The sequence below is a fragment of the Clostridium algidicarnis genome, from assembly GCF_000703125.1.
Lineage (GTDB): Bacteria > Bacillota > Clostridia > Clostridiales > Clostridiaceae > Clostridium_L > Clostridium_L algidicarnis.
Genome location: NZ_JNLN01000001.1, coordinates 651,525 through 672,707, shown reverse-complemented (window position 1 = coordinate 672,707; position 21,183 = coordinate 651,525). Strand labels below are relative to the sequence as shown.

Annotated in this window: 23 protein-coding genes; 21 read left to right on the top strand and 2 right to left on the bottom strand. The window is 31.0% G+C overall.

Annotated elements, in window-relative coordinates:
- Positions 1-283: 283 nt before the first annotated feature.
- From BV55_RS0103325 to BV55_RS0103310, 4 genes are all read left to right on the top strand, one after another.
- On the top strand, positions 284-1,609 hold the full coding sequence (locus BV55_RS0103325) for a tetratricopeptide repeat protein (RefSeq protein WP_029451345.1): 1,326 nt from the start codon (positions 284-286) through the stop codon (positions 1,607-1,609).
- A gap of 59 nt (positions 1,610-1,668) precedes the next feature.
- A complete protein-coding gene (iadA, locus tag BV55_RS0103320; RefSeq protein WP_029451344.1) occupies positions 1,669-2,841 on the top strand; it encodes a beta-aspartyl-peptidase in 1,173 nt (390 codons plus the stop codon).
- A 133-nt stretch (positions 2,842-2,974) separates the two neighbouring features.
- Positions 2,975-3,289, top strand: a complete 315-nt coding sequence (trxA, locus tag BV55_RS0103315) for a thioredoxin (RefSeq protein WP_029451342.1) — start codon at positions 2,975-2,977, stop codon at positions 3,287-3,289.
- Between the two features lie 199 nt (positions 3,290-3,488).
- The gene (locus tag BV55_RS0103310; protein ID WP_035794243.1) at positions 3,489-4,349 is read left to right on the top strand and encodes an NAD(P)/FAD-dependent oxidoreductase; all 861 of its coding nucleotides are present in this window, start codon (positions 3,489-3,491) and stop codon (positions 4,347-4,349) included.
- Positions 4,350-4,409: 60 nt separating this feature from the next.
- On the opposite strand, the gene BV55_RS0103305 is transcribed toward BV55_RS0103310, so the two are convergent.
- Together BV55_RS0103305 and BV55_RS0103300 are read right to left on the bottom strand one after the other, a co-directional pair.
- Positions 4,410-5,036 carry a cell wall hydrolase gene (locus tag BV55_RS0103305; protein ID WP_242850847.1) on the bottom strand — a complete coding sequence of 209 codons (627 nt, stop codon included), beginning with the start codon at positions 5,034-5,036 and terminating at the stop codon, positions 4,410-4,412.
- 59 nt (positions 5,037-5,095) lie between these two features.
- Entirely contained in the window at positions 5,096-6,178 is a 1,083-nt protein-coding gene (locus tag BV55_RS0103300; RefSeq protein WP_029451338.1) for a hypothetical protein, read from the bottom strand.
- Between the two features lie 277 nt (positions 6,179-6,455).
- Between BV55_RS0103300 and cdaA the strand changes: the two genes are divergently transcribed.
- From cdaA to BV55_RS0103215, 17 genes are all read left to right on the top strand, one after another.
- Positions 6,456-7,307: a diadenylate cyclase CdaA gene (gene cdaA, locus BV55_RS0103295; protein ID WP_029451337.1), complete on the top strand. Its 852-nt coding sequence runs from the start codon at positions 6,456-6,458 to the stop codon at positions 7,305-7,307.
- Positions 7,274-8,500: a CdaR family protein gene (locus BV55_RS0103290; protein ID WP_029451336.1), complete on the top strand. Its 1,227-nt coding sequence runs from the start codon at positions 7,274-7,276 to the stop codon at positions 8,498-8,500. Before cdaA ends, BV55_RS0103290 begins: the two co-directional genes overlap by 34 nt.
- 188 nt (positions 8,501-8,688) lie before the next feature.
- Entirely contained in the window at positions 8,689-10,290 is a 1,602-nt protein-coding gene (locus tag BV55_RS0103285; protein ID WP_029451335.1) for an NAD(P)/FAD-dependent oxidoreductase, read from the top strand.
- 146 nt (positions 10,291-10,436) lie between these two features.
- A complete protein-coding gene (gene buk, locus BV55_RS0103280; RefSeq protein WP_029451334.1) occupies positions 10,437-11,528 on the top strand; it encodes a butyrate kinase in 1,092 nt (363 codons plus the stop codon).
- Positions 11,521-12,426 (top strand): phosphate butyryltransferase, encoded by a 906-nt coding sequence (gene ptb, locus BV55_RS0103275; RefSeq protein ID WP_029451333.1) that lies wholly within the window; start codon positions 11,521-11,523, stop codon positions 12,424-12,426. The genes buk (BV55_RS0103280) and ptb overlap by 8 nt, the downstream gene beginning before the upstream one ends.
- Before the next feature lie 151 nt (positions 12,427-12,577).
- Positions 12,578-13,651, top strand: a complete 1,074-nt coding sequence (buk, locus tag BV55_RS0103270) for a butyrate kinase (protein ID WP_029451332.1) — start codon at positions 12,578-12,580, stop codon at positions 13,649-13,651.
- Between the two features lie 227 nt (positions 13,652-13,878).
- Entirely contained in the window at positions 13,879-14,541 is a 663-nt protein-coding gene (locus BV55_RS0103265; RefSeq protein ID WP_029451330.1) for a P-loop NTPase family protein, read from the top strand.
- A 48-nt stretch (positions 14,542-14,589) separates the two neighbouring features.
- Positions 14,590-14,799, top strand: coding sequence for a 4Fe-4S dicluster domain-containing protein (locus tag BV55_RS0103260; protein WP_029451329.1), 210 nt, complete (start codon positions 14,590-14,592; stop codon positions 14,797-14,799).
- Between the two features lie 17 nt (positions 14,800-14,816).
- Positions 14,817-15,887, top strand: coding sequence for a 3-methyl-2-oxobutanoate dehydrogenase subunit VorB (locus tag BV55_RS0103255; RefSeq protein ID WP_029451328.1), 1,071 nt, complete (start codon positions 14,817-14,819; stop codon positions 15,885-15,887).
- Positions 15,887-16,639 carry a thiamine pyrophosphate-dependent enzyme gene (locus BV55_RS0103250; protein WP_029451327.1) on the top strand — a complete coding sequence of 251 codons (753 nt, stop codon included), beginning with the start codon at positions 15,887-15,889 and terminating at the stop codon, positions 16,637-16,639. Before BV55_RS0103255 ends, BV55_RS0103250 begins: the two co-directional genes overlap by 1 nt.
- A 1-nt stretch (position 16,640) precedes the next feature.
- Positions 16,641-17,171 (top strand): 2-oxoacid:acceptor oxidoreductase family protein, encoded by a 531-nt coding sequence (locus BV55_RS0103245; RefSeq protein WP_029451325.1) that lies wholly within the window; start codon positions 16,641-16,643, stop codon positions 17,169-17,171.
- Positions 17,172-17,351: 180 nt separating this feature from the next.
- Complete coding sequence (locus BV55_RS0103240) at positions 17,352-17,987, top strand: YhbD family protein (protein WP_029451324.1); 636 nt, start codon at positions 17,352-17,354, stop codon at positions 17,985-17,987.
- 42 nt (positions 17,988-18,029) lie between these two features.
- Complete coding sequence (locus BV55_RS0103235; protein ID WP_029451323.1) at positions 18,030-18,845, top strand: polymer-forming cytoskeletal protein; 816 nt, start codon at positions 18,030-18,032, stop codon at positions 18,843-18,845.
- A gap of 151 nt (positions 18,846-18,996) precedes the next feature.
- Positions 18,997-19,359, top strand: a complete 363-nt coding sequence (locus BV55_RS0103230; RefSeq protein ID WP_029451322.1) for a DUF2089 domain-containing protein — start codon at positions 18,997-18,999, stop codon at positions 19,357-19,359.
- 58 nt (positions 19,360-19,417) lie between these two features.
- Positions 19,418-19,789 carry an SHOCT-like domain-containing protein gene (locus BV55_RS0103225; protein ID WP_029451321.1) on the top strand — a complete coding sequence of 124 codons (372 nt, stop codon included), beginning with the start codon at positions 19,418-19,420 and terminating at the stop codon, positions 19,787-19,789.
- Between the two features lie 111 nt (positions 19,790-19,900).
- Positions 19,901-20,155 carry a hypothetical protein gene (locus BV55_RS14790; RefSeq protein ID WP_035794240.1) on the top strand — a complete coding sequence of 85 codons (255 nt, stop codon included), beginning with the start codon at positions 19,901-19,903 and terminating at the stop codon, positions 20,153-20,155.
- 19 nt (positions 20,156-20,174) lie between these two features.
- Positions 20,175-21,173 carry a daunorubicin resistance protein DrrA family ABC transporter ATP-binding protein gene (locus BV55_RS0103215; RefSeq protein ID WP_029451320.1) on the top strand — a complete coding sequence of 333 codons (999 nt, stop codon included), beginning with the start codon at positions 20,175-20,177 and terminating at the stop codon, positions 21,171-21,173.
- Positions 21,174-21,183: the final 10 nt, after the last annotated feature.

Sequence of the window (21,183 nt, the reverse complement as noted above, 5' to 3'; positions counted from 1 at the left end):
ATAGCTACCTTTTAGCTTAGGGTAGCTTTTTTATTTTAAATTAACATTAATATATAATAGAAATCATTGGTATAATTATATTCAATAGGACAGAGATATTTAGTTTATTTTAAAAAAGTTGTTTTAAAACATTTACATAGCAATTATAATGAATTAAGGAAAGCATATATATATAACAATTATAATGAATTAAAGAAAGCATATATACAGCATATATATAGAAACTATAATGAATTAAGAAAAGATTAATAATTATTATAAGCATAGGGAAAAGGAGAACTACATGGATAACACGTCAAAAAGAATATACTCAAAGGCAATGAAATTATACCAAGAGGGGAACATAGATAAGGCTTTAAAGTTTTGTGAAAAAGGAATATCTGAGGATTTAAAAAATGCACCTATAATAAATCTTAAGGGATTATTATTTTATATAAAGGGTGATCTTAAGGGGGCTACTGCTCTTTGGAAGATAAATAAAGATGTAAGTAATGATTCTGTAGCTAAAAAATATCTAGAAGATTCTAATGGTGATAAAGAAAAAGAAGATTTATATAAGGAAGCTGTAAAGTATTTGAAAGAATTAAAATTACCAGAGGCTATGGAAATTTTAAATGTGTGTGAACAAAGTTCATTTAATAGCATAAATGTATATAATGCACTAGCTTTATTGTATATTAAAAAAGGTGAATATGAGAAAGCTAAGGAATATGTAGAGAAGGTCCTATTAATAGATAAAAAAAATAAGGTGGCTTTAGAAAATAAAAGAATGCTTAAAAAATTTGGAGTTTTAAAGTATAAATTTCCTTATGAAAAAGTTGCAGTTTTCATATTTTCTATAATTATTTTATTTGGGTTAGTATGGAGTATAAAAACTTATATTTATCCTTTTGGAAAGATTAAAATAGGACAAGCATATTCCAGCTATCATAATAAAAAAGAAGCTAAAAAGCAAGAGAAAATTAAAGAGAATAAAAAAGATGATGAAAAAGAGAATGAAGCCTTAGAAATAGATAAAGAAATAGAAACGGATAACATTGAAGATAAAGGTGAAGATACAAATAACACCAAGGAGGATGAAAAAACAGATGAAAATAAAAGTTTCCCTTATGAACAGTTTAAAACATCTTTAGATAACAAAGATTTTAATGAAATTTATAGCTTTGTGAAAGCGTGGAACAATAAAACTTTAACTTTAAATGAAAAAAGTTTATTTGTAAAAGGAGAAGCCTTACTTATAGACCAGGGCGGAAAGTATTTTTATGAATTAGGAACTACATATTTGGTAGAAGATAATAAAGAGGCTATAAATAACTTTTTAAAAGCTTATGATTATTCTAAAGAAAGTTATTTAAACCCTCACATAATATATTATTTAGGAACTCTATATGAAAAAGAAGGAAATGTAGAAGAAGCGGTAAAATATTATGATGAATATATAAATTTATATGAAGGACAGGGCTATGAAGATATAGTGTTATATAATATGGCAATAATATATAAAGATACAGATAATAAAAAATCAAAAGAGTATGCTAAAAAGATAGAGGATATGTTCCAAAATTCTATATACAATAATTCAAAGATTCAAGAAATACTTAAAAATTAAAGAAATGATTGGAAGTTAAGGAAGTGCTTAAAAATTAAAGAAAGGGTGTGTGATTTAATATGATTACTATAATAAAAAATGTTGAAGTTTATGCCCCAGATTATTTAGGGAAGAAAGATATAGCTATTGCAGGAGGGAAAATAGAAGAGATAAAAGACTGCATAGAAGTACCAAAGGACTTTTTAGATATTAAAGTTATAGATGGCAGCGGAAAATTATTATTTCCAGGATTTATAGATGCACATGTTCACTTAATAGGTGGAGGTGGAGAAGGAGGCTTTAAAACAAGGACTCCAGAAATACAGCTGTCTGAGTTAATAGAGGCTGGTATAACCACTGTAGTTGGATGTCTTGGAACGGATGGGGTTTGTAGAAATATGAATGCTTTATTTGCTAAGGCTAAAGGGCTTGAGGAAGAAGGTATGACTACTTATTTATATACCGGTTCTTATGAAGTTCCGGTGAAGACAATAACAGGAAATATAAAAGAAGATATCATGTTAATAGATAAGATTATAGGTGTTGGCGAAATTGCTCTTTCGGATCATAGATCATCTCAACCTACCTATGATGAGTTTGTAAGACTTAGCTCCCATGCAAGAGTTGCTGGAATACTTTCAGGCAAGGCTGGTATAGTGCACATACATTTAGGTGACGGCAAAAGAAAGATGGATTATTTAAATAAAATAATAGAAGACACTGAGATACCTATAACTCAATTTGTACCAACTCATATAAATAGGAGCATTGAATTATTTAATGAAGCTATTAATTTTGGAAGAAAAGGAGGATACTTAGATCTTACAACTAGTTCTGATCCGGACTTTTTAGAAAAAGATGAGGTTAAAGCAAGTAGGGGATTAAAATTATTATTAGATGAAGGTATATCCATACATCAAATAACATTTTCTTCAGATGGTGAGGGGAGTCTTCCTATATTCGATGAAAAAAGGCAGATTATAGGCCTTGGAATAGGTTCTGTTAAATCTCTTTATAGAGAAGTAAAAGACGCTATTTTAAAAGACAAGGTCCCAGTAGAGGATGCTATAAGGACTATAACTTCAAATGTAGCAAAGGTATTAAAGCTTAATGATAAGGGATCAATTGTTAAGTCCAAAGATGCAGATTTAGTTATGGTAGATTCTGACTTAAATATAACAAATGTATTTTATAATGGAAAAGAAGTTTTTAATCAAGGAACATTGCTATCAAAAGGAACCTTTGAGAAGTAGCAGGGGTATAATTAATCTTAGTGGTAAATATTTTGGGTTGATGAATATATAAAAGTTGACTATTATTGTTATATGTAATAAAATATAAACAAGGCATACCCAATAGGGGTATAGTTTTAGGAGGTATAATATTATGATGAAAGAAGTAATGGATTCAAATTTTAAAGCCGAGATTCAAAGTCAAAGTGGAGTTGTAGTGGTGGACTTTTGGGCATCATGGTGCGGTCCTTGTAAGATGTTATCACCAGTAATAGAGGAGTTATCCAATGAAATTACTACTGCGAAATTTGCAAAGGTGAATGTAGATGAAAATCCACAAAGTTCTCAAAACTTTAATATAGCAAGTATACCAACACTACTTGTATTTAAGGATGGTAAAGTGGTAGATACTATGGTAGGTTTTAGACCAAAAGCTGAATTAGAACAATTAGTTAAAAGGCATATTTAATTAATTAAAAGATAAGAATGTTTTATATACTTTTAGTTAATGTATAATATCTATAAAGCATTGACTGGTATAATACATTCATGGAACTTTATTTATATAGGTGATTCTAAGGTTCAAGCAAAGTGAGTAATTACTCAAAGTGGATATCTAGATTAATCTTAGAATTATTTAATTTCCTCTAATTTAAGGAGGCATAATTATGCAAAGGTATGACATCGCTATTATAGGCAGTGGACCTGCGGGATTATCCGCTGCGATAAATGCAAAGATAAGAAATAAAAATATAATTGTATTTGGATATGAAGATCTTAGTAGTAAACTTATAAAGGCTCCAAAGATAAATAATTATTTGGGATTTCATGATATAAGTGGTTTAGAACTTAAAGAAAAATTCAAGGAACATATAGAATCAATGAATATAGAGATTACCTACGAAAGAGTTAATAATATATATGCTATGGGAGAGTATTTTTCTATCATGGTAAATGAAACAATTTATGAGGCTAAATCAGTAATTGTTGCAACAGGTATAGAATATACAAAGCCTTTAAAAGGAGAAGAAGAATTCCTTGGTAAAGGCGTAGGTTATTGTGCTACCTGTGATGCACCTTTATATAGAAATAAGGTAGTTACTGTAATTGGATATAATAAAGAGGCAGAAGAGGAAGCAAATTATGTTAGTGAACTTGCGTCTAAACTTTATTATATACCAATGTATAAGTCTAATTATGAGTTAAGAGATGGTATAGAGATAGTAGAAGATAGACCTATAGATATAATAGGTAAAGATAGAGTAGAAAAGCTTATCCTAAGTTCTAGACAGTTAGAAACGGATGGTTTATTTATTTTAAAGGACAGCATATCTCCAGCACAATTAGTACCAGGACTTCTTATGGAAGAAGGCCATATTAAAGTGGATAGAACTATGAAAACTAATATAGAAGGGTGCTTTGCAGCAGGAGACTGTATTGGTAGACCTTATCAGTACATTAAAGCATCTGGTGAAGGATTAATAGCAGCTTTAAGTGCTGTAAGCTATGTAGACTATAAAAGAATATAATAAGGCTTCCCAAAGTTATTTCTTTGGGAAGCTATTTTTATAATTTATATTGTTTTTATTTTAATTTACATCGAAAAACACATGATTTCCTATGGTTTTTATATTAGATTTATTTATATTTTTCATCCACTTAGAAGTTGCAGTATTTGGGTTGTAAAAAAACACAGCTTTATTTGTTGGATCATTACCTTTTATTGCATCCATAACAGCACTATAGCAGCTATCGTCAGGATTTTCATATACAGTATTATCTTTTACACAAGAAAATGCATTTTTTTGAATTATAACATCCCTTATTGTTTTAGGAAAGCTTGGATGAGACGCTCGATTTAATATTACAGAAGCAACTGCAACTTTTCCCTCATAGGGCTCTCCTTTGCTTTCTGCAGATACAGTTTTAGACATAAGGTCTATATCCTCTTTTGATACAAGTACCTTATTGTTACCAAAACTTATAACCTCCACTACGTTATTAGTTTCTTTATAAAGGTCTATAGAATTTATATTATTATTTTCAGAAACCTCTTGACTCAGGGGAATATATACGCCTTCAAAGTCCATAGCCTTAGTCTTAGTTTTATTTAAGGATATTTCAGGTATACTTTCGCTTGCATATACTTTTGGTATAGAGCTTCCAATAAGCATAAAGATCATAAGGAAAGTTAAACCTACGTAATATCTTTTCATAAAGAACCTCCTTTGGTTAACTGTGTTATTGGTATTGTTCCCCACTATAAAATTTTAATTCATTTATTTGCCTTTATTTCATCAGAAAAGGTAGTAAAAGTTGTGTTAAATTTTTGTAAACTCATTTCTATATCTTCATATTTACCTCTAATATCCTCATCTATTATCTCTAGAACACTTTTATCAGTAGTTGAATTAAAAACTGACTTTTCATTATTAATACTACGTTTAAGTTCTTTTAGGTAGATATTATAACTATTTAAAACCTCACCAAAAGCTTGATAGGTATCAATGGCATTAGGTGGGATTCTCATAGAATTAAATTCCCTTTTTATATCTTCAAAACTTTTAAAATCCTTTTCTATATCATTTTCTAATATTTCATAAGTGTATTTACCCTCTCTACATTTTTCAATGAGACTGAACTTATCCACTTTTAGAGATAAAAAGCTTTCTAACATGGAAGATAATGAGGATTTAAATTTTAAATTGTCATTAGTTTTAATATCAATATCTCTTTTTTCTTTTATGGTATTGTTAAAGGACATATAAGCCTCATTTATATATTTTATGCTTTCAGATGGGAAAATGTCTTTTGAGTGTTCAAAGTTACAATTTGAATATTCTTCAATGGCAATTTTTTTATAGTTTTCTACTAATTTTAAGGTTTCATTAAAATCTAAGGAATTAGAATTATCTAATAATACTTTTATTTGCTGGTAAAAAAGGATGTTATTATGTATACCATTTAAAAAGTTAGGACTTATATTAGGATTATCTTTAAAAATAACTTCAGTATCTTCTTTTAGAAGGATTAATTTATCTAAAGAAACATTTATTTTATTCAAATTTATTGAATTATCTTTCGTATAAATAGAGGTAGATAAATCTTTGTTTATTGAATTTAATTTAAGTATGGTATTATCTACAGATGTAGCTTTGTTTTTAGTAGCTTTAGGATTTAGATAATTAAATATACAAAAGGACACAATTATAATAAGGATAAGTGTCAATATTCCTATGATCCAATTTAAAAGTGTATTTTTAGTATTTTTAAAATTCTTAGTGTCTTTAGAGATGTCAGCATCTTTAATATCTTTAGTGGTGTTAGTATCTTTAACATTTTTAACCTCTTCATTCATATGTATCACCCCACATTTAAATTTTATTTATATTATAGAGGTTATTTTGCATATACTGTAAATGCAAGCCACATACTTTTATACAAAAAATATATTATCAAAAAATTTAGGACGAATTATATATCATCCTAAATTAAATATATTAGTATATAAGATACTTAATTACTAAAACAAGGTGCTTATTAAAATTAAAATAAAAAAACTTGTTGACAGGTACTATAAATAGATATATTAGTGTATAATTATAGTTAAGATTTTGATTTAGAGGTGAGAGGCAGTGGATTTAGCAAGTATAATAAATACAGTAAAAAATATATCATTTTTTTCAATATTAGACATATTAGTGGTCTCTTATATTTTCTATAAGGGTTATATGCTTATTAAAGAAACAAGAGCAGAACAATTGTTAAAAGGAATATTGTTAATATTAGTTTTGATTCCTATAAGTTATTTTCTGAGACTTACAATGGTTTATACTATACTTAGTAAAACTATAACTATAGGTGTTTTATCAATCATAATTATTTTTCAACCAGAGATAAGAAGAGCATTAGAGCACCTCGGAAGAACTGCCTTTAATGAAAGACATATATTGCTAGAAGATGAAACACTAATGGAGGAAATAATAACAGAACTTGTAAATGCAGTAGAAAATTTATCTGAAAGTAAAACAGGAGCTTTAATAGCCATTGAGCAAACCACGGGACTAAACGATGTAATAGCCAATGGTACTAAAATAGATGGTATTGTTACAGCAGCATTGCTTGAAAATATATTTGTAGTAAATACTCCTTTGCATGATGGTGCTACAGTAATTAGAAATACTAGAATTGTGGCTTCGGGATGTGTATTACCACTTACAGGGAATACGGATATAAATAAAAAACTAGGAACTAGACATAGAGCGGCTATAGGGCTGTCAGAAGTATCAGATGCATTGATTGTAGTAGTTTCTGAAGAAACGGGAACAATATCTCTTGCTATAAACGGAAGACTTACAAGAAACTACGATAAGGATAAATTAAAAGATATATTAATTAAAATAATGAAAACTAGGCAAGTTAAGGCATCCACCTTAGGAGAGAGGGTGAAGACATGGATAAAAATAAAATTCAAAAAAACTTCTTAATTAAAATATTGTGTTTTATTACAGCTTTTGGAGTTTGGCTCTATATTTATAATGTAGAAAATCCAACTAGAAGCTATAAGCTAACTGGGGTTCCTGTAGAGATAGTAAATACTGATACTATTGAAAGCTCTAAACTTACGGTGCTACCAAATCAAGATCTTACTGTGACATTAACATTAGAAGGGCCAGCCTCTGAAGTTTATAGAGCTAAGGCAGAACAGTTTAAAATTGTAGTAGATCTTAGCACTTATGCAGTAAAAAAAGGGAGTAATCTTATACCTGTAGAGATAACTCAGTATCCTACAAATATAAACATTAAGAAAAATGAGTCTTTAAGGGTAAATGTAGAAATTGATGAATATATAGAAAAGAGTGTACCTGTAAAGCTTGAAGTAGATGTCACTACAAAGGACTCATATTATCCATTTGAGCAAGTAGTTAAGCCTGACAATGTATTGGTTAGCGGTGCTGCTACTTATGTTAATTCTGTGCAGTGGGTTTTAGCTAAGGGCTCAGCAACCAATGCAGATGCAGATGTAAGTTTAAATCTGCCACTAAAGGCTGTAGATGAGACTATGAAAGAAGTAAAAGATGTAAAAATAAACCCAACCACAGTAGATGTACTTATCCCAGTTAGGAAGTCTAAAAATGTAACTATAAAAGTTCCTACAAAGGGAGAAAATAATAAAAATATAATAATAAAAACTATAGAGCCAGCTCCAGCTTCAATAGATTTGGTTGGAGAAACTCAAGATATTGGTAATATAGAGTATATAGAAACAGAAGCATTAGATTTATCTACCATAACAGGTAATAACACTGTGACATTAAAACTAGCATTACCAAAGGATGCAAAGCCCGTTAATGGGAAGGATACTGTATCTGTAAAAGTTACAGTAGAAACAATAAACCAAAACAGTGTGTCAGTTCCTGTAACCATAACAGGTCTTTCAGCAGGCCTTAATGCGGAACCTGGATCTAAAAATATATCTGTAGCTTTAAAAGGAACAGATAGTTTATTAAGTAATATAAAAGATGGAGACATTACAGCTACCATAGATTTAACTAACCTTGCTGAAGGAGAACATTCAATTGCACCAAAGGTAAAGGTTAAAGAAGGAATGACTATTGAAAGCATAAGCCCAGAAAAGCTAAAGATTACAATAACCAAAGTGGTAAAACCAGAAGAATAAATGACAAAATAAATAACTAACAAATGCTTCTCAAAGGATTTCCTTGAGAAGCATTTTAAAAGTGAAAATATAAATAAATAAGCAGATAATTAATGTAAATAATTGTATGCACCTCTGGGGTGCTTCCAATTTATTGGAAGCACCCCAGAGGTGCAGACATAAAATGGAATAAGATTAAGGAGAATAATATGACTATAAGAATAAATAATATAAATTTAAAAATAGATGAAGATATGGATATGCTAAAAGGAAAGGTAGCTAAAAAGTTAGGGATAAATGAAGAAGAATTTATGGAGTTTAAAATAATAAAGGAATCTATAGATGCTAGAAAAAAGAATGATATAAGGTTTAATTATTCAATAGAGGTTAATTTAGAAAATGAAGGTATATTAATTAATAATATAAAAGATAAGGATGTTTTTATAGAAAAGGGATATGAGGAGTTAAATATAGAACTTGGTGATAAAAAACTAAGTCATAGACCTGTCATTGTTGGTATGGGGCCATCAGGTTTATTTAGCGCATTAATGCTAGCAAGATCTGGGTATAATCCAATTATAATTGAAAGAGGCCAAGATGTAGATAGAAGGACCAAAACTGTAGAAGACTTTTGGACCAAGGGAATATTGAATAAGGAATCAAATGTTCAATTTGGTGAAGGTGGGGCTGGTACATTTTCTGATGGAAAGCTTACCACTAGAATAAAGGATAAAAGATGTGATTATATATTAAGAGAACTTGTGAAAGGCGGTGCCCCAAAGGAAATAATATATAAGGGTAAGCCTCATATAGGTACAGATATATTAAAGGGAGTAGTTAAGAATATAAGAAAAGAGATAATAGCTTTAGGGGGAGAGGTCCTATTTGATCATAAATTAGAAGCTATTAATTCGAAAGATGGAATATTAAATTCAATTATGGTTAATGGAAGTGAGATACCTTGTGATTGCTTAATATTATCTATAGGTCATAGTTCAAGAGATACCTATGAGATGCTAAGCAAGTCTTCTGTTTTAATGGAACCTAAGGCCTTTGCTATAGGGGTCAGGGTTGAACATAAACAAGAAGTTATTAATTATAGCCAGTACGGTAAAAATGCAAATCATCCAAGACTTAAGGCAGCGGATTATAGATTAGCATATAGAAGTGAAAAGTTACAAAGATCTGTTTATTCATTTTGTATGTGTCCTGGAGGAGAGGTTGTTGGTGCAAGCTCAGAGGAAAATTTACTTGTGGTAAATGGTATGAGTTATCATAAAAGAGATTTAGAAAATGCAAACTCAGCCATAGTAGTTAGTGTTTCAAAAGAGGACTTTGAAGGAAGTGATATACTAGCGGGAGTTAACTTTCAAAGGCATTATGAAAGATTAGCTTATAATTTAGGTGGGGGAGGATATGTAGCCCCAGTACAACTTGTAGAAGACTTTATACATGATAAAAATAGTACTAAGCTATCAGGGGTAAATCCAAGTTATAGACCAGGATATGAATTTAAAGAGTTAAGTAGATGCCTACCATCCTATGTTGTAGGTGGTTTAAAAGAAGGTATGGTGGATTTTGAAAGAAAGATAAAAGGATTTTCTAAAGAAGGGGCCATAATGACAGGAATTGAAACAAGGACCTCTGCTCCAGTTAGAATAATGAGAAATGAAAAGCTTCAAAGTCCCTCTGTGAATGGATTATATCCAGCAGGAGAAGGCGCAGGATTTGCAGGAGGAATAATATCAGCAGCTGTAGATGGCATTAAGGTAGCTGAAAGTTTAATGAAAGAATATTCACCATTATATTAATTTTTCTAAAAGTTATGGTTTTTATATAAAAATTTGTTACAATATATGAGTAAGCTCAGTTTTGTTCACTGCTTTTTTATAATTTTTAAAATATAAAAAAGTAATGAACAGAATAAATAAATTTAATATAATAGGGGGATTTTTATATGTGTGAAGATTACATATTAGCAATTAATCCTGGTTCAACATCCACTAAGATATCATTATACAATGGTGATATTTGTGTAGAAACTGAAAATATACTTCATACACCTTTAGAAATATCAAAATATGAGGATATCTATTTACAAAAGGATATGCGAACAGAATGTATATTAAATTGGCTGAAAAGAAAAGGTTTAGATTTAAATAAAATTAAAGCTGTAGTTGGTAGAGGTGGACTATTAAGGCCTATGCCAGGGGGAACTTATAAGGTAACAGAAAAGATGATTGAAGATCTTAAAATTGGATATCAAGGTCAGCACGCCTCTAATCTTGGAGGGATTATTGCATACGATATAGGAAAAGATATTAATGCACCAGCATTTATCGTAGATCCTGTAGCTGTAGATGAAATGGATGATGTGGCAAGGATATCAGGAATGCCAGAAATAGAAAGAAAATCATTAGTTCATGCTTTAAATATAAAGGCTGTTACAAGAAGGGTTTGTCAAAGAGTTAACCTAGACTTTAATAATAGCTCCTTTGTAGTAGCACACCTAGGTGGAGGAATTTCAATATCACCACTTAAAAATGGCAGGATACTAGATGCAAATAATGCCAATGAGGACGGTCCATTTTCACCAGAAAGATCAGGAGGACTTCCAGCTGGAGATTTAGTTTCCATTGCATTTAGTGGTAAGTATACTCAAAAAGAATTAAAAAAGATTATAATAGGTAACTCCGGGTTGGTAGGATATTTGGGAACCAATGATGGAAGAGAAGTTACAGAAAGAATAGCTAAAAAAGATGAAAGAGCAAAATTTATATTATATGCTATGTCCTATCAGATAGCAAAAGAAATAGGCTCTATGGCTACAGTTCTAAATGGAAAAGTTGATGCCATAATTTTAACTGGAGGTCTTGCATATAATAAGCAATTAGTTAATTGGGTTAGAAAAATGGTAGAATTTATCGCTCCTTTAGAGGTAGTAGAAGGAGAAGATGAGATGATGGCTTTATCTAAGGGTGCCCTTAGAGTTATAAAAGGTAAAGAAAAAGCAAAAATTTATGAAGAAGAGGTGCAAATAAATGGCTAAGACATTTGAGGAAGTACTAAGTAAAGTAAAAAAAGGAAAGATGAGAACAGTAGCTGTAGCAGTTGCCCAAGATGAACCAGTGCTTGAAGCTGTAAAAGCTGCAAAGGAACAAGGAATAGCAAACGCTATATTAGTTGGAGACGAAAAAGCTATAAAAGAAATAGCAAGACAAATAAATATGGACTTAGAGGGTTTTGAAATAGTTAATGAAGAAAATATTGTCAAGGCAGCATTAAAGGCAGTAGAACTTGTATCTACAGGAAAAGCAGACATGGTTATGAAGGGCTTAATAGATACTGCAAACTTCTTAAGAGCAGTTTTAAATAAAGAGATAGGACTTAGAACAGGAAAACTTATGTCACATGTAGCTGTATTTGAAATACCAAAATATGATAGACTTATATTTATGACAGATGCTGCATTTAATATGTATCCAGATATTAAAGCTAAAATAGATATAATAAACAATTCAGTATATGTGGCAAAAGCAATAGGAGTAGATATGCCAAAGGTTGCTCCAATTTGTGCTGTTGAAGTGGTAAACCCAGATATGCCAGCAACTGTAGATGCATCTATACTTTCAAAGATGAATGATAGAGGACAAATAAAAGACTGTATTGTAGATGGACCTTTTGCTCTAGACATTGCACTTTCTATGGAAGCTGCTAAGCATAAAAAAGTAGGGGGGCAAGTAGCAGGACAAGCAGATATAATGTTATTACCAAATATAGAGGCAGCTAATGTAATGTACAAAACATTAACGTACACTACAGAATCAAAAAATGGTGGTCTTCTTGTTGGAACTTCAGCTCCAGTAATAGTTACATCAAGAGCAGATAGCTTTGAAACAAAATTAAACTCTATAGCCCTGGCAGCATTAGTAGTAGCTGCAAAATAAGTTAAATAAGTTTTTAAATATCTACAAAAAGATTCTATAAATAAATATTTGTAAAAATATTTATTTATAGAAGTATAAGAATGAAAATAAAGATTAAAAAATAAAAACAACAAAAAACTAAAAATAAAATATGAAAACAGGGGGAATACATATGTCATATAAATTACTTATAATAAATCCAGGGTCAACTTCAACCAAAATAGCAGTATATGAGGATGAAAAGGCTTTGCTAACTGAAACATTAAGACATACCTCAGAAGAAATTGAAAGTTACAATAACATATTTGAACAATTTAAATTTAGAAAAGATGTAATTTTAAATGTATTAAAAGAAAAGAATTTCGATATAAAGGAATTAGATGGGGTAATTGGAAGAGGAGGCTTATTAAAACCTATAATAAGTGGAACCTATGAAGTAAACGAGGCTATGATAAGGGATCTTAAAGTTGGAGTTCAAGGACAACATGCCTCAAACCTTGGTGGAATAATAGCAAATGAAATAGGAAAAGAATTAAATGTGCCAGCTTTTATAGTAGATCCAGTAGTTGTAGATGAGATGGATGAGGTAGCAAGAATATCTGGAATGCCAGAAATAGAAAGAAAAAGTATATTTCATGCACTAAATCAAAAAGCTGTAGCAAAAAGATATGCAAAAGAAAGCAAAAAAAGCTATGAAGAATTAAACCTAATAGTTGCACACCTAGGTGGTGGAATTTCTGTTGGGGCTCATAAAGGTGGAAGAGTAGTAGATGTAAACAATGCCTTAGATGGAGAAGGACCATTTTCACCAGAAAGAAGTGGTGGACTTCCAGTAGCAGATCTTGTTAAACTTTGTTATAGTGGCAAGTATACTCAAGACGAAGTGAAGAAAAAGATAAACGGAAAAGGTGGATTTGTAGCTTATCTTCAAAGCAATGATGCAAGAGAAGTTATTGAAAGAGCTTTTGAAAAGGGAGATGAAAAAGCTAAGCTTTTATTTGAAGCTATGGCATATCAAGTAGCAAAGGAAATAGGAAAGAGCGCTGCAGTTTTATGTGGTAAGGTAGATGCGATACTACTAACAGGTGGAATAGCATATTCAGAAAAAATGACAAAGGCCATATCAGATAGAGTAAGCTTTATATCTAAGGTAGTTATCTATCCAGGAGAAGATGAAATGTTAGCACTAGCAGAGGGTGGACTTAGAGTTTTAAATGGAGAAGAAGAGGCTAAAAATTATAAATAAAGTCTCTTTTATGCTAAATTAAGCATTGGAAATTAAAGTGCAATTAACGAATTGTAAGAATATACAGGCATATTCAATATAAATGAATACTTAAAGCATCTAAAAAATATGAGTTTTTAACAGATAAATCATAGTAAAAGACTAGTGTACTTCACATATATATACTATAATAAGAATGTAAGAAAAAATAATATAAAAAATTGAAGTAGCTTGGAGGAAAAAATAGTATGAGTAGAATCAGAATTTTCACAGGTCACTTCGGCAGTGGCAAGTCCGAGATAGCTATAACCTATGCTTTAAATCTTGCAAAAAGTGGCAAGAAGGTTTCATTAGTAGATATAGATATTGTTAATCCTTATTTTTGTATAAGGGACTTAAAAGCGCCACTAGAATCTAAAGGAGTAAGAGTTATATCAGCAGATCCTAGCTTTTCAAATGCCGAACTTATGGTTGTACCACCAGAAGTCTCATCAGCATTTAATGATAAGTCTTCTGAAGTTGTAATGGACATAGGTGGAGACAATACAGGGGCTACAGTTTTAGGACAATACAATGCTTATTTGAAAGAAGAGGATTATGACTTATATTTTGTAATAAATAACAATAGACCTCTTACTTTAGACTCAGAAGCTGTAGAAGAACAAATAAAAGCTATAGAGTCATCTAGTAGACTTAAAATAACATATTTGATCTCTAATACTAATTTATCTTATGAAACTACTACAGAACATATATTAAAAGGGGACAAGGATACCTATGAAACATCTAAAAGGTTAAATATCCCTTATAAATATGTGGTTTGCAGAAGAGATATGGTAGATAGTATAAAGGATAAAGTACATGCACAAATTTTGCCAATAGATATTTACATGAAGCCACCATGGCGTTAAAATCTAACAATAATATGTAATCGTTTTAAAATTAAGGAGGTATAGTTCATGCCAAGAGTTACATTTAGAGAAGAAAGATGCAAAGGATGTGGACAATGTATAATTGCCTGTCCCAAAAAGATAATAAGCTTTTCTGAAAAGCTTAATGAAAAGGGTTACCACCCAGCAACTATAACAGAAGAAAATATGGCATCTTGCATAGGATGTGCGTCCTGTGGAAGAATGTGTCCAGATTTAGTTATAACTGTGGAAAAATAATTTAAGGGGGATTTGAAATGGGACAAAAAGTTTTAATGAAGGGTAACGAAGCAATAGGCGAAGCAGCTATTCAAGCTGATTGTAAATGTTTCTTCGGATATCCTATAACACCTCAAACAGAAGTAGCAGCATATATGGCAAAAAAGATGCCTAAAATAGGAAGAGTATTTATGCAAGCAGAAAGTGAAATTGCAGCTATAAATATGATTTATGGATCAGCAGGAACTGGAACTCGTTGTATGACATCATCTTCTAGCCCTGGAATAAGCTTAAAGGCTGAAGGAATATCATATATAGCCGGAGCAGAACTTCCTTGCGTTATTATAAACATAGTAAGAGGAGGCCCTGGTCTTGGAAGCATACAACCTGCTCAATCAGACTACTTCCAAGCAACTAAAGGACTAGGTCATGGAGACTATAACATGCCTGTTTATGCACCAGCATCTATTCAAGAAATGGTAGACTTAATCCAAGGAGCTTTTGATGTAGCTGATATATATAGAACTCCTGTAATGATTATGGGAGACGGTATGCTTGGACAAATGATGGAACCAGTAGAGTTTAAAGAAAGAAAGAAAAGAGAACTTCCAGAAAAGACTTGGGCAGCAAATGGCCTAAAAGGAAGAAAGACACATAACGTAATAAACTCTTTATATCTTCAATCAGAGGATTTAGAAAAACATAATATAAAATTACAAGCTAAGTTTGCTAAAATAAAGCAAGAAGAAGTTAAATATGAATTATATAACTGTGAAGAAGAATGCGACGTAATAATGGTTGCATACGGAACCACATCAAGAATATGCAAAAATGTTGTAAAACTTGCAGAAGAAAAAGGAGTAAAGCTAGGACTTGTTAGACCTATAACTTTATGGCCATTCCCAGTAGAAGCTTTTGAAAAGGTTATTGATAAGGCTAGACTTGGATTTATATCTGTAGAAATGAGTGCAGGTCAAATGGTAGAAGACGTTAGACTTGCTGTAAATGGAAGAAAACCAGTAGACTTTTACGGAAGAACTGGTGGAATAGTTCCAACACCAGATGAGATACTAAATAAAATTATGCAAATGGTAGGGGGTGCAAAATAATGGCAGTAGTATTTGAACCAACAAAAGGCTTATTAGACAAACCTACTCACTATTGTCCAGGATGTACGCACGGAATTATCCACAGATTAGTGGGAGAGGTATTAGTAGAATTAGATGTTGTAGATAAGACTATCGGAGTTGCTCCAGTTGGATGCTCTGTATTAGCTTATGATTATTTTGCCTGTGATATGTTTGAAGCAGCTCATGGTAGAGCACCAGCAGTTGCTACAGGAATAAAAAGATCAGTACCAGACTCAGTAGTATTTACTTATCAAGGAGACGGAGACCTTGCAGCTATAGGAACAGCAGAAATAGTACATGCTGCAGCTAGAGGAGAAAATATAGTAACAATCTTCGTAAACAACTGTATATATGGAATGACAGGGGGACAAATGGCGCCTACTACATTACCAGGACAAATTACAGAGACATCACCTTATGGAAGAGATGTTGCAACTCAAGGACATCCAATAAGAGTTTCAGAAATGATATCAACTCTTGATGGAGCTTGCTATGTAGAAAGAGTATCTGTAGACAGTGTTCCAAATGTTATAAAAGCTAAAAAAGCTATAAAGAAAGCTTTTGAAAATGCTATAGCAGGGAAAGGATTCTCTATGGTTGAGGTATTATCAATATGCCCAACTAACTGGGGACTATCAACTAAGGAATCACTACAATGGTTAAGAGATAATATGATGACACATTACACACTTGGCGTTAAAAAAGATACAACAGTACCGGAGGTGAAGTAAAATGGCATCACAAGAAATTATATTTGCAGGATTTGGTGGACAAGGAATATTGTCCATGGGTAAGTTTATAGCTTATGCAGGAATGGATGCTAATATGAATGTATCTTGGTTACCATCCTATGGCCCTGAAATGAGGGGAGGAACTGCAAACTGTTCAGTAATACTTGCAGATGAACCAGTAGGATCCCCAATAGTAACTATGCCAGATAGCGTAGTTGTTATGAATAGACCATCTTTAGATAAGTTTGAAAAAACTATAAAAAAAGGTGGACTTGTAATATTAGACTCAGACCTAATCGCAAGAGAAGTAGAAAGAGATGATATACAAGTTATAAGAGTACCAGCTCAAACAATAGCAGCAGAATTAGGATCAACTAAGATTGCTAATATGGTTCTTTTAGGAGCTTTAGTTGCAAAGACAGGTATAGTATCCATGGAAGTACTTCTAGGATCACTAAAAGATCATGGTAAAGAAAAGTTTTTTGAAGTTAATAAAAAAGCTTTAGAAAAAGGTGCAGAATACGCTAAATAAATAAATAAATAAATAAATTTATAGCTGAAAAGCTCATAAAAAGATAAACAAAAAAAGACTTTAGAGGTAAAACTTTAAAGCCTTTTTTTATTTCAAGTAATGAAAATAAATATTTACAACGTAACAATGTTATGTTACACTAAAAATATGGTAAAGGAAAGTAAGAAAGGAGGGATACTTTTGGATGAGGAACTTATTTCAAAAAAGGACTTACTTGAGTTAACAGGAATATCTTACGGCCAATTATACAGATGGAAGAGAAAAAACGTAATACCAGAGGAATGGTTTATTAAAAAATCTACATTTACAGGACAGGAAACCTTTTTTCCAAAAGAAAAGATTTTAGATAGAATAGATAAGATAATAAATCTAAAGGATGGACTGTCTTTAGACGATTTAGCAGATAAGTTTTCTAATAATCCTTCAGATATAATACTTAAAAAAGAAGAAATAATAAAATATAATTTAGCGTCAAAGTGGACTTTTGATGTATACGAAGAAGTTTTTAATGTTTCTTTAGAATATTCTTTTGATGAAGTTCTATATATATATATTTTAGATAGGTTACTACAAAGTGGAGATATAAGCGTAGATGAAGGAAAGTCCATAATAAACTTATTAAATAAAAACTATAATAAATTGAAGGATAAAGAATATGAGATAACATTGTTACGAAGACTTGGGGTGGGGTTATGGATAATAAACGAGTACACAAAGGATATATATTATGATGAAAATTCTAAGGTAGTTATGAGACATTCAATAAGTAAATACGTAGAAGAATTAAAGCTAGAATTAGAAAGGCATAACAACTGAGATTATGATATTATAATAATTTATAGATTAGGAGGATTTAATATGAATGAGTCATTTGATAAAGAAAAAAAGGGTGATATTAAAATATCAGGTTCTGGAAGCGCTGGAGGAGGATCTTATGATGAAGTAAAGATAAGCGGTTCTGGAAAGATAACAGGAGACTTAGATTGTAATTTACTTAAGATTAGTGGTTCTGGAAAGATAGATGGAAACATAAAGGCTAAAGATATTTATACCAGTGGAAGCTTTAAATCTATAGGTAATGTAAAATGTAATGAATTTAAAGGTAGTGGAAGTTCAAAAGTAATGGGGGATATGGAAGCGGATGAATTTAGTTGCAGTGGATCAATGAAGGTGGAGGGAAATTTAAATGGTATCGACATGTCTATATCAGGATCTATTGGTATATCTAAAAGATTAAGTGGAACAAACCTTAAGTGCACGGGAGTTTTAGATGTAGAGGAAAACTGTGAAGTAGAAGAATTTAAATCCTTTGGAGCCTTTAATATAAAAGGATTACTTACAGCGGATAATATAGCTATAAATATAGGAGGTTACTGCAGAGCAAAGGAAATTGGGGGAGAAAAGATAGAGATAAAAATAGGACCTCAAAAGGTATTCAACTTCTTTGGACTTGAAAATATCCTAGGATCTTTATTTAATAATTATTCAGGAAATGTACTAGAAGCGGAAATCATTGAAGGTGATGAAATATATTTAGAATGCACTAGGGCAAAGGTAGTAAGAGGAAATAATATATTTATAGGTAAAGATTGTGAGATTGAAAGAGTAGAATATAAGGGTGAATTAACAATAGAAGATAGTAAATCTGTAAAAGAATCTATTAAGATAGTATAGAAATTAAATATGTTAATATAAGAATTAAATATATTAATATAAGCATTAACATAATTAATAAATACACATAATATAATTAAAAAGATTAATATATAGATTGAAATTAACTTATTAGTGATATATAATTTAGTTATAGGGAGGAGTTGGTAAATTGTCATATAAAGTTTTAAGTAAATGTCCAGTTTGTTCTAAAAAGTTAAAAGTAACAAAACTTCAATGTTCCAGTTGTGGAACTACTATAGAAAATGAATTTTCCCTATCTAAATTTGAATATTTAAATGCAGATCAACTTAATTTTGTAGAGATTTTTCTTAAATCTAGAGGAAGTATAAAAGAGGTAGAAAAAGAGCTTGGAATCTCTTATCCTACAGTTAGAGCTAAATTAGATGAGGTAATATCTACGTTAGGTTATGACGTACCTAAAAAAAGTTCTGTAAATAATACTGAAATCTTAGATATGCTAGAAAGAGGAGAAATAACTTCAGAACAAGCCGTAGAAATGTTAAAGAGTTAAAAATTTTAATACTTAAAGTAATAATAATACATTAATTTAAAATAATGGAGGGGTATTTATGAGAGAGGAAGTATTAAGAGTTTTAAAAATGGTTGAAGAGGGAAAGATTACTTCAGAAAAGGCTTCAGAATTAATAGAAGCTTTAAACAAGTCAGTAGAACCTGAGGCTATGTCTAAAACAAACTCAAATGATGAGAAAATGTTGAAGATAAAGGTTATGTCGGGAGACGAGGATAATGTAAATGTTCAACTTCCAGTAACATTTATAAAGTCTTTAATGGGTTCTTGTAAAAAGGTTCCTTTAAATATAAAAGGAATGGAAAATGTAGATGTAGATATGCTTATAAGTGCTATAGATCAAGGATTAACAGGGAAAATAGTAGATGTAAAAAGTTCCAATGGGGATACTGTAGAAGTGGTAATAGAATAATAATTACAACTCAAGTTATGTCTTAATAAGAGTAAACATTATTAAAGCATAACCCAAATTATTATTTTCAAAATACCCAAGGATTATTAACATTTTAGAGAGGTGTTTTACTTGATAGTTACTGTTAAGTCAGAAGGAAAAAGATTTAAAGTACCTTTTCCAACAAGACTTTTAACTTCAAAACTTGTGCTTAGAATTATAAAAAGGGTATGCATTAAAAATGCAGATGAAGCTCAAAAAAAGTATTTAGAGGATATAGATTTTAATAGTATTTCTAATAGTATGAAGTTACTTAAAAAATACAAAGGATTAAAGATAGTAGATATAAAGTCTAAAGACGGAGACATCATTGAGATAATAGTATGAATTTTATGGGGGGATTTATATGGGGAGTGCTGTGGAAGTTAAAAATCTAAAGAAGTGTTTTATAACGAGGAAAAAGAAATTTTTTAAAACCATAGAGAAGAAAGAGTTTAAGGCTGTGGATGATATAAGTTTTGATATTTATAAAGGAGAAGTTTTTGGATTCTTAGGACCAAATGGAGCAGGTAAAACCACTACTATAAAGATGATAACAGGACTTTTAAGACCAACATCAGGGCAGGTTAAGGTTATGGGAAAAGATGTAGATAAAAATCAAATGGAGGCCTTAAGAAATTTAGGGACAGTGCTTGCAGGGGATAGGAGCGTGTATTGGAAGCTAACAGGAAGAGAAAACCTAGAGTATTTTGCTTCGCTTTATGGCTGCAGTAGTAAAGAGGCTAAAGAAAGAGCCTCTAAGATGCTAAAGAAATTAGAGCTTCAAGAAAAGGCAGATGTATTAGTAGAGAAGTATTCTACTGGTATGAAACAAAAGGTAGCCTTAGGTAAGGCCCTGATTTCTGAGGCACCTGTACTGCTTTTAGACGAGCCTACCTTAGGACTAGATCCACAATCAGCACTAAACCTTAGAGAAATTATTTTGAATCTTAAAAGTGAAGGTAAAACCATATTGCTCACTACTCATTATATGGAGGAAGCAGATTTTCTTTGCGATAGAATAGCAATAATAGATGGAGGTAAGATAATAGCTTTAGATACCCCGAAAAATTTAAAGAAGGGTATAAATAAGTTAAAGCTTATAAAAATAGAAGTTAATAAGAGTAATGATGAAATGATAGATGCTATTAGTAAGATAGATAAGTTGGAAAGGGTTTCAAGCAAGTATGATGATGAAAAAAGAAATTATATATTAACCATACACCATAATAATGGGGATGAAATAATCCAACCAATATTAGATCTTCTATCTCATAATAAATGTAGCATACAAAATATAAAGGTAGTAGAACCTTCACTAGAAGATGTATTCATAAATCTTACTGGAAAAAGTTTAAGGGAGTAGGGGGATATTA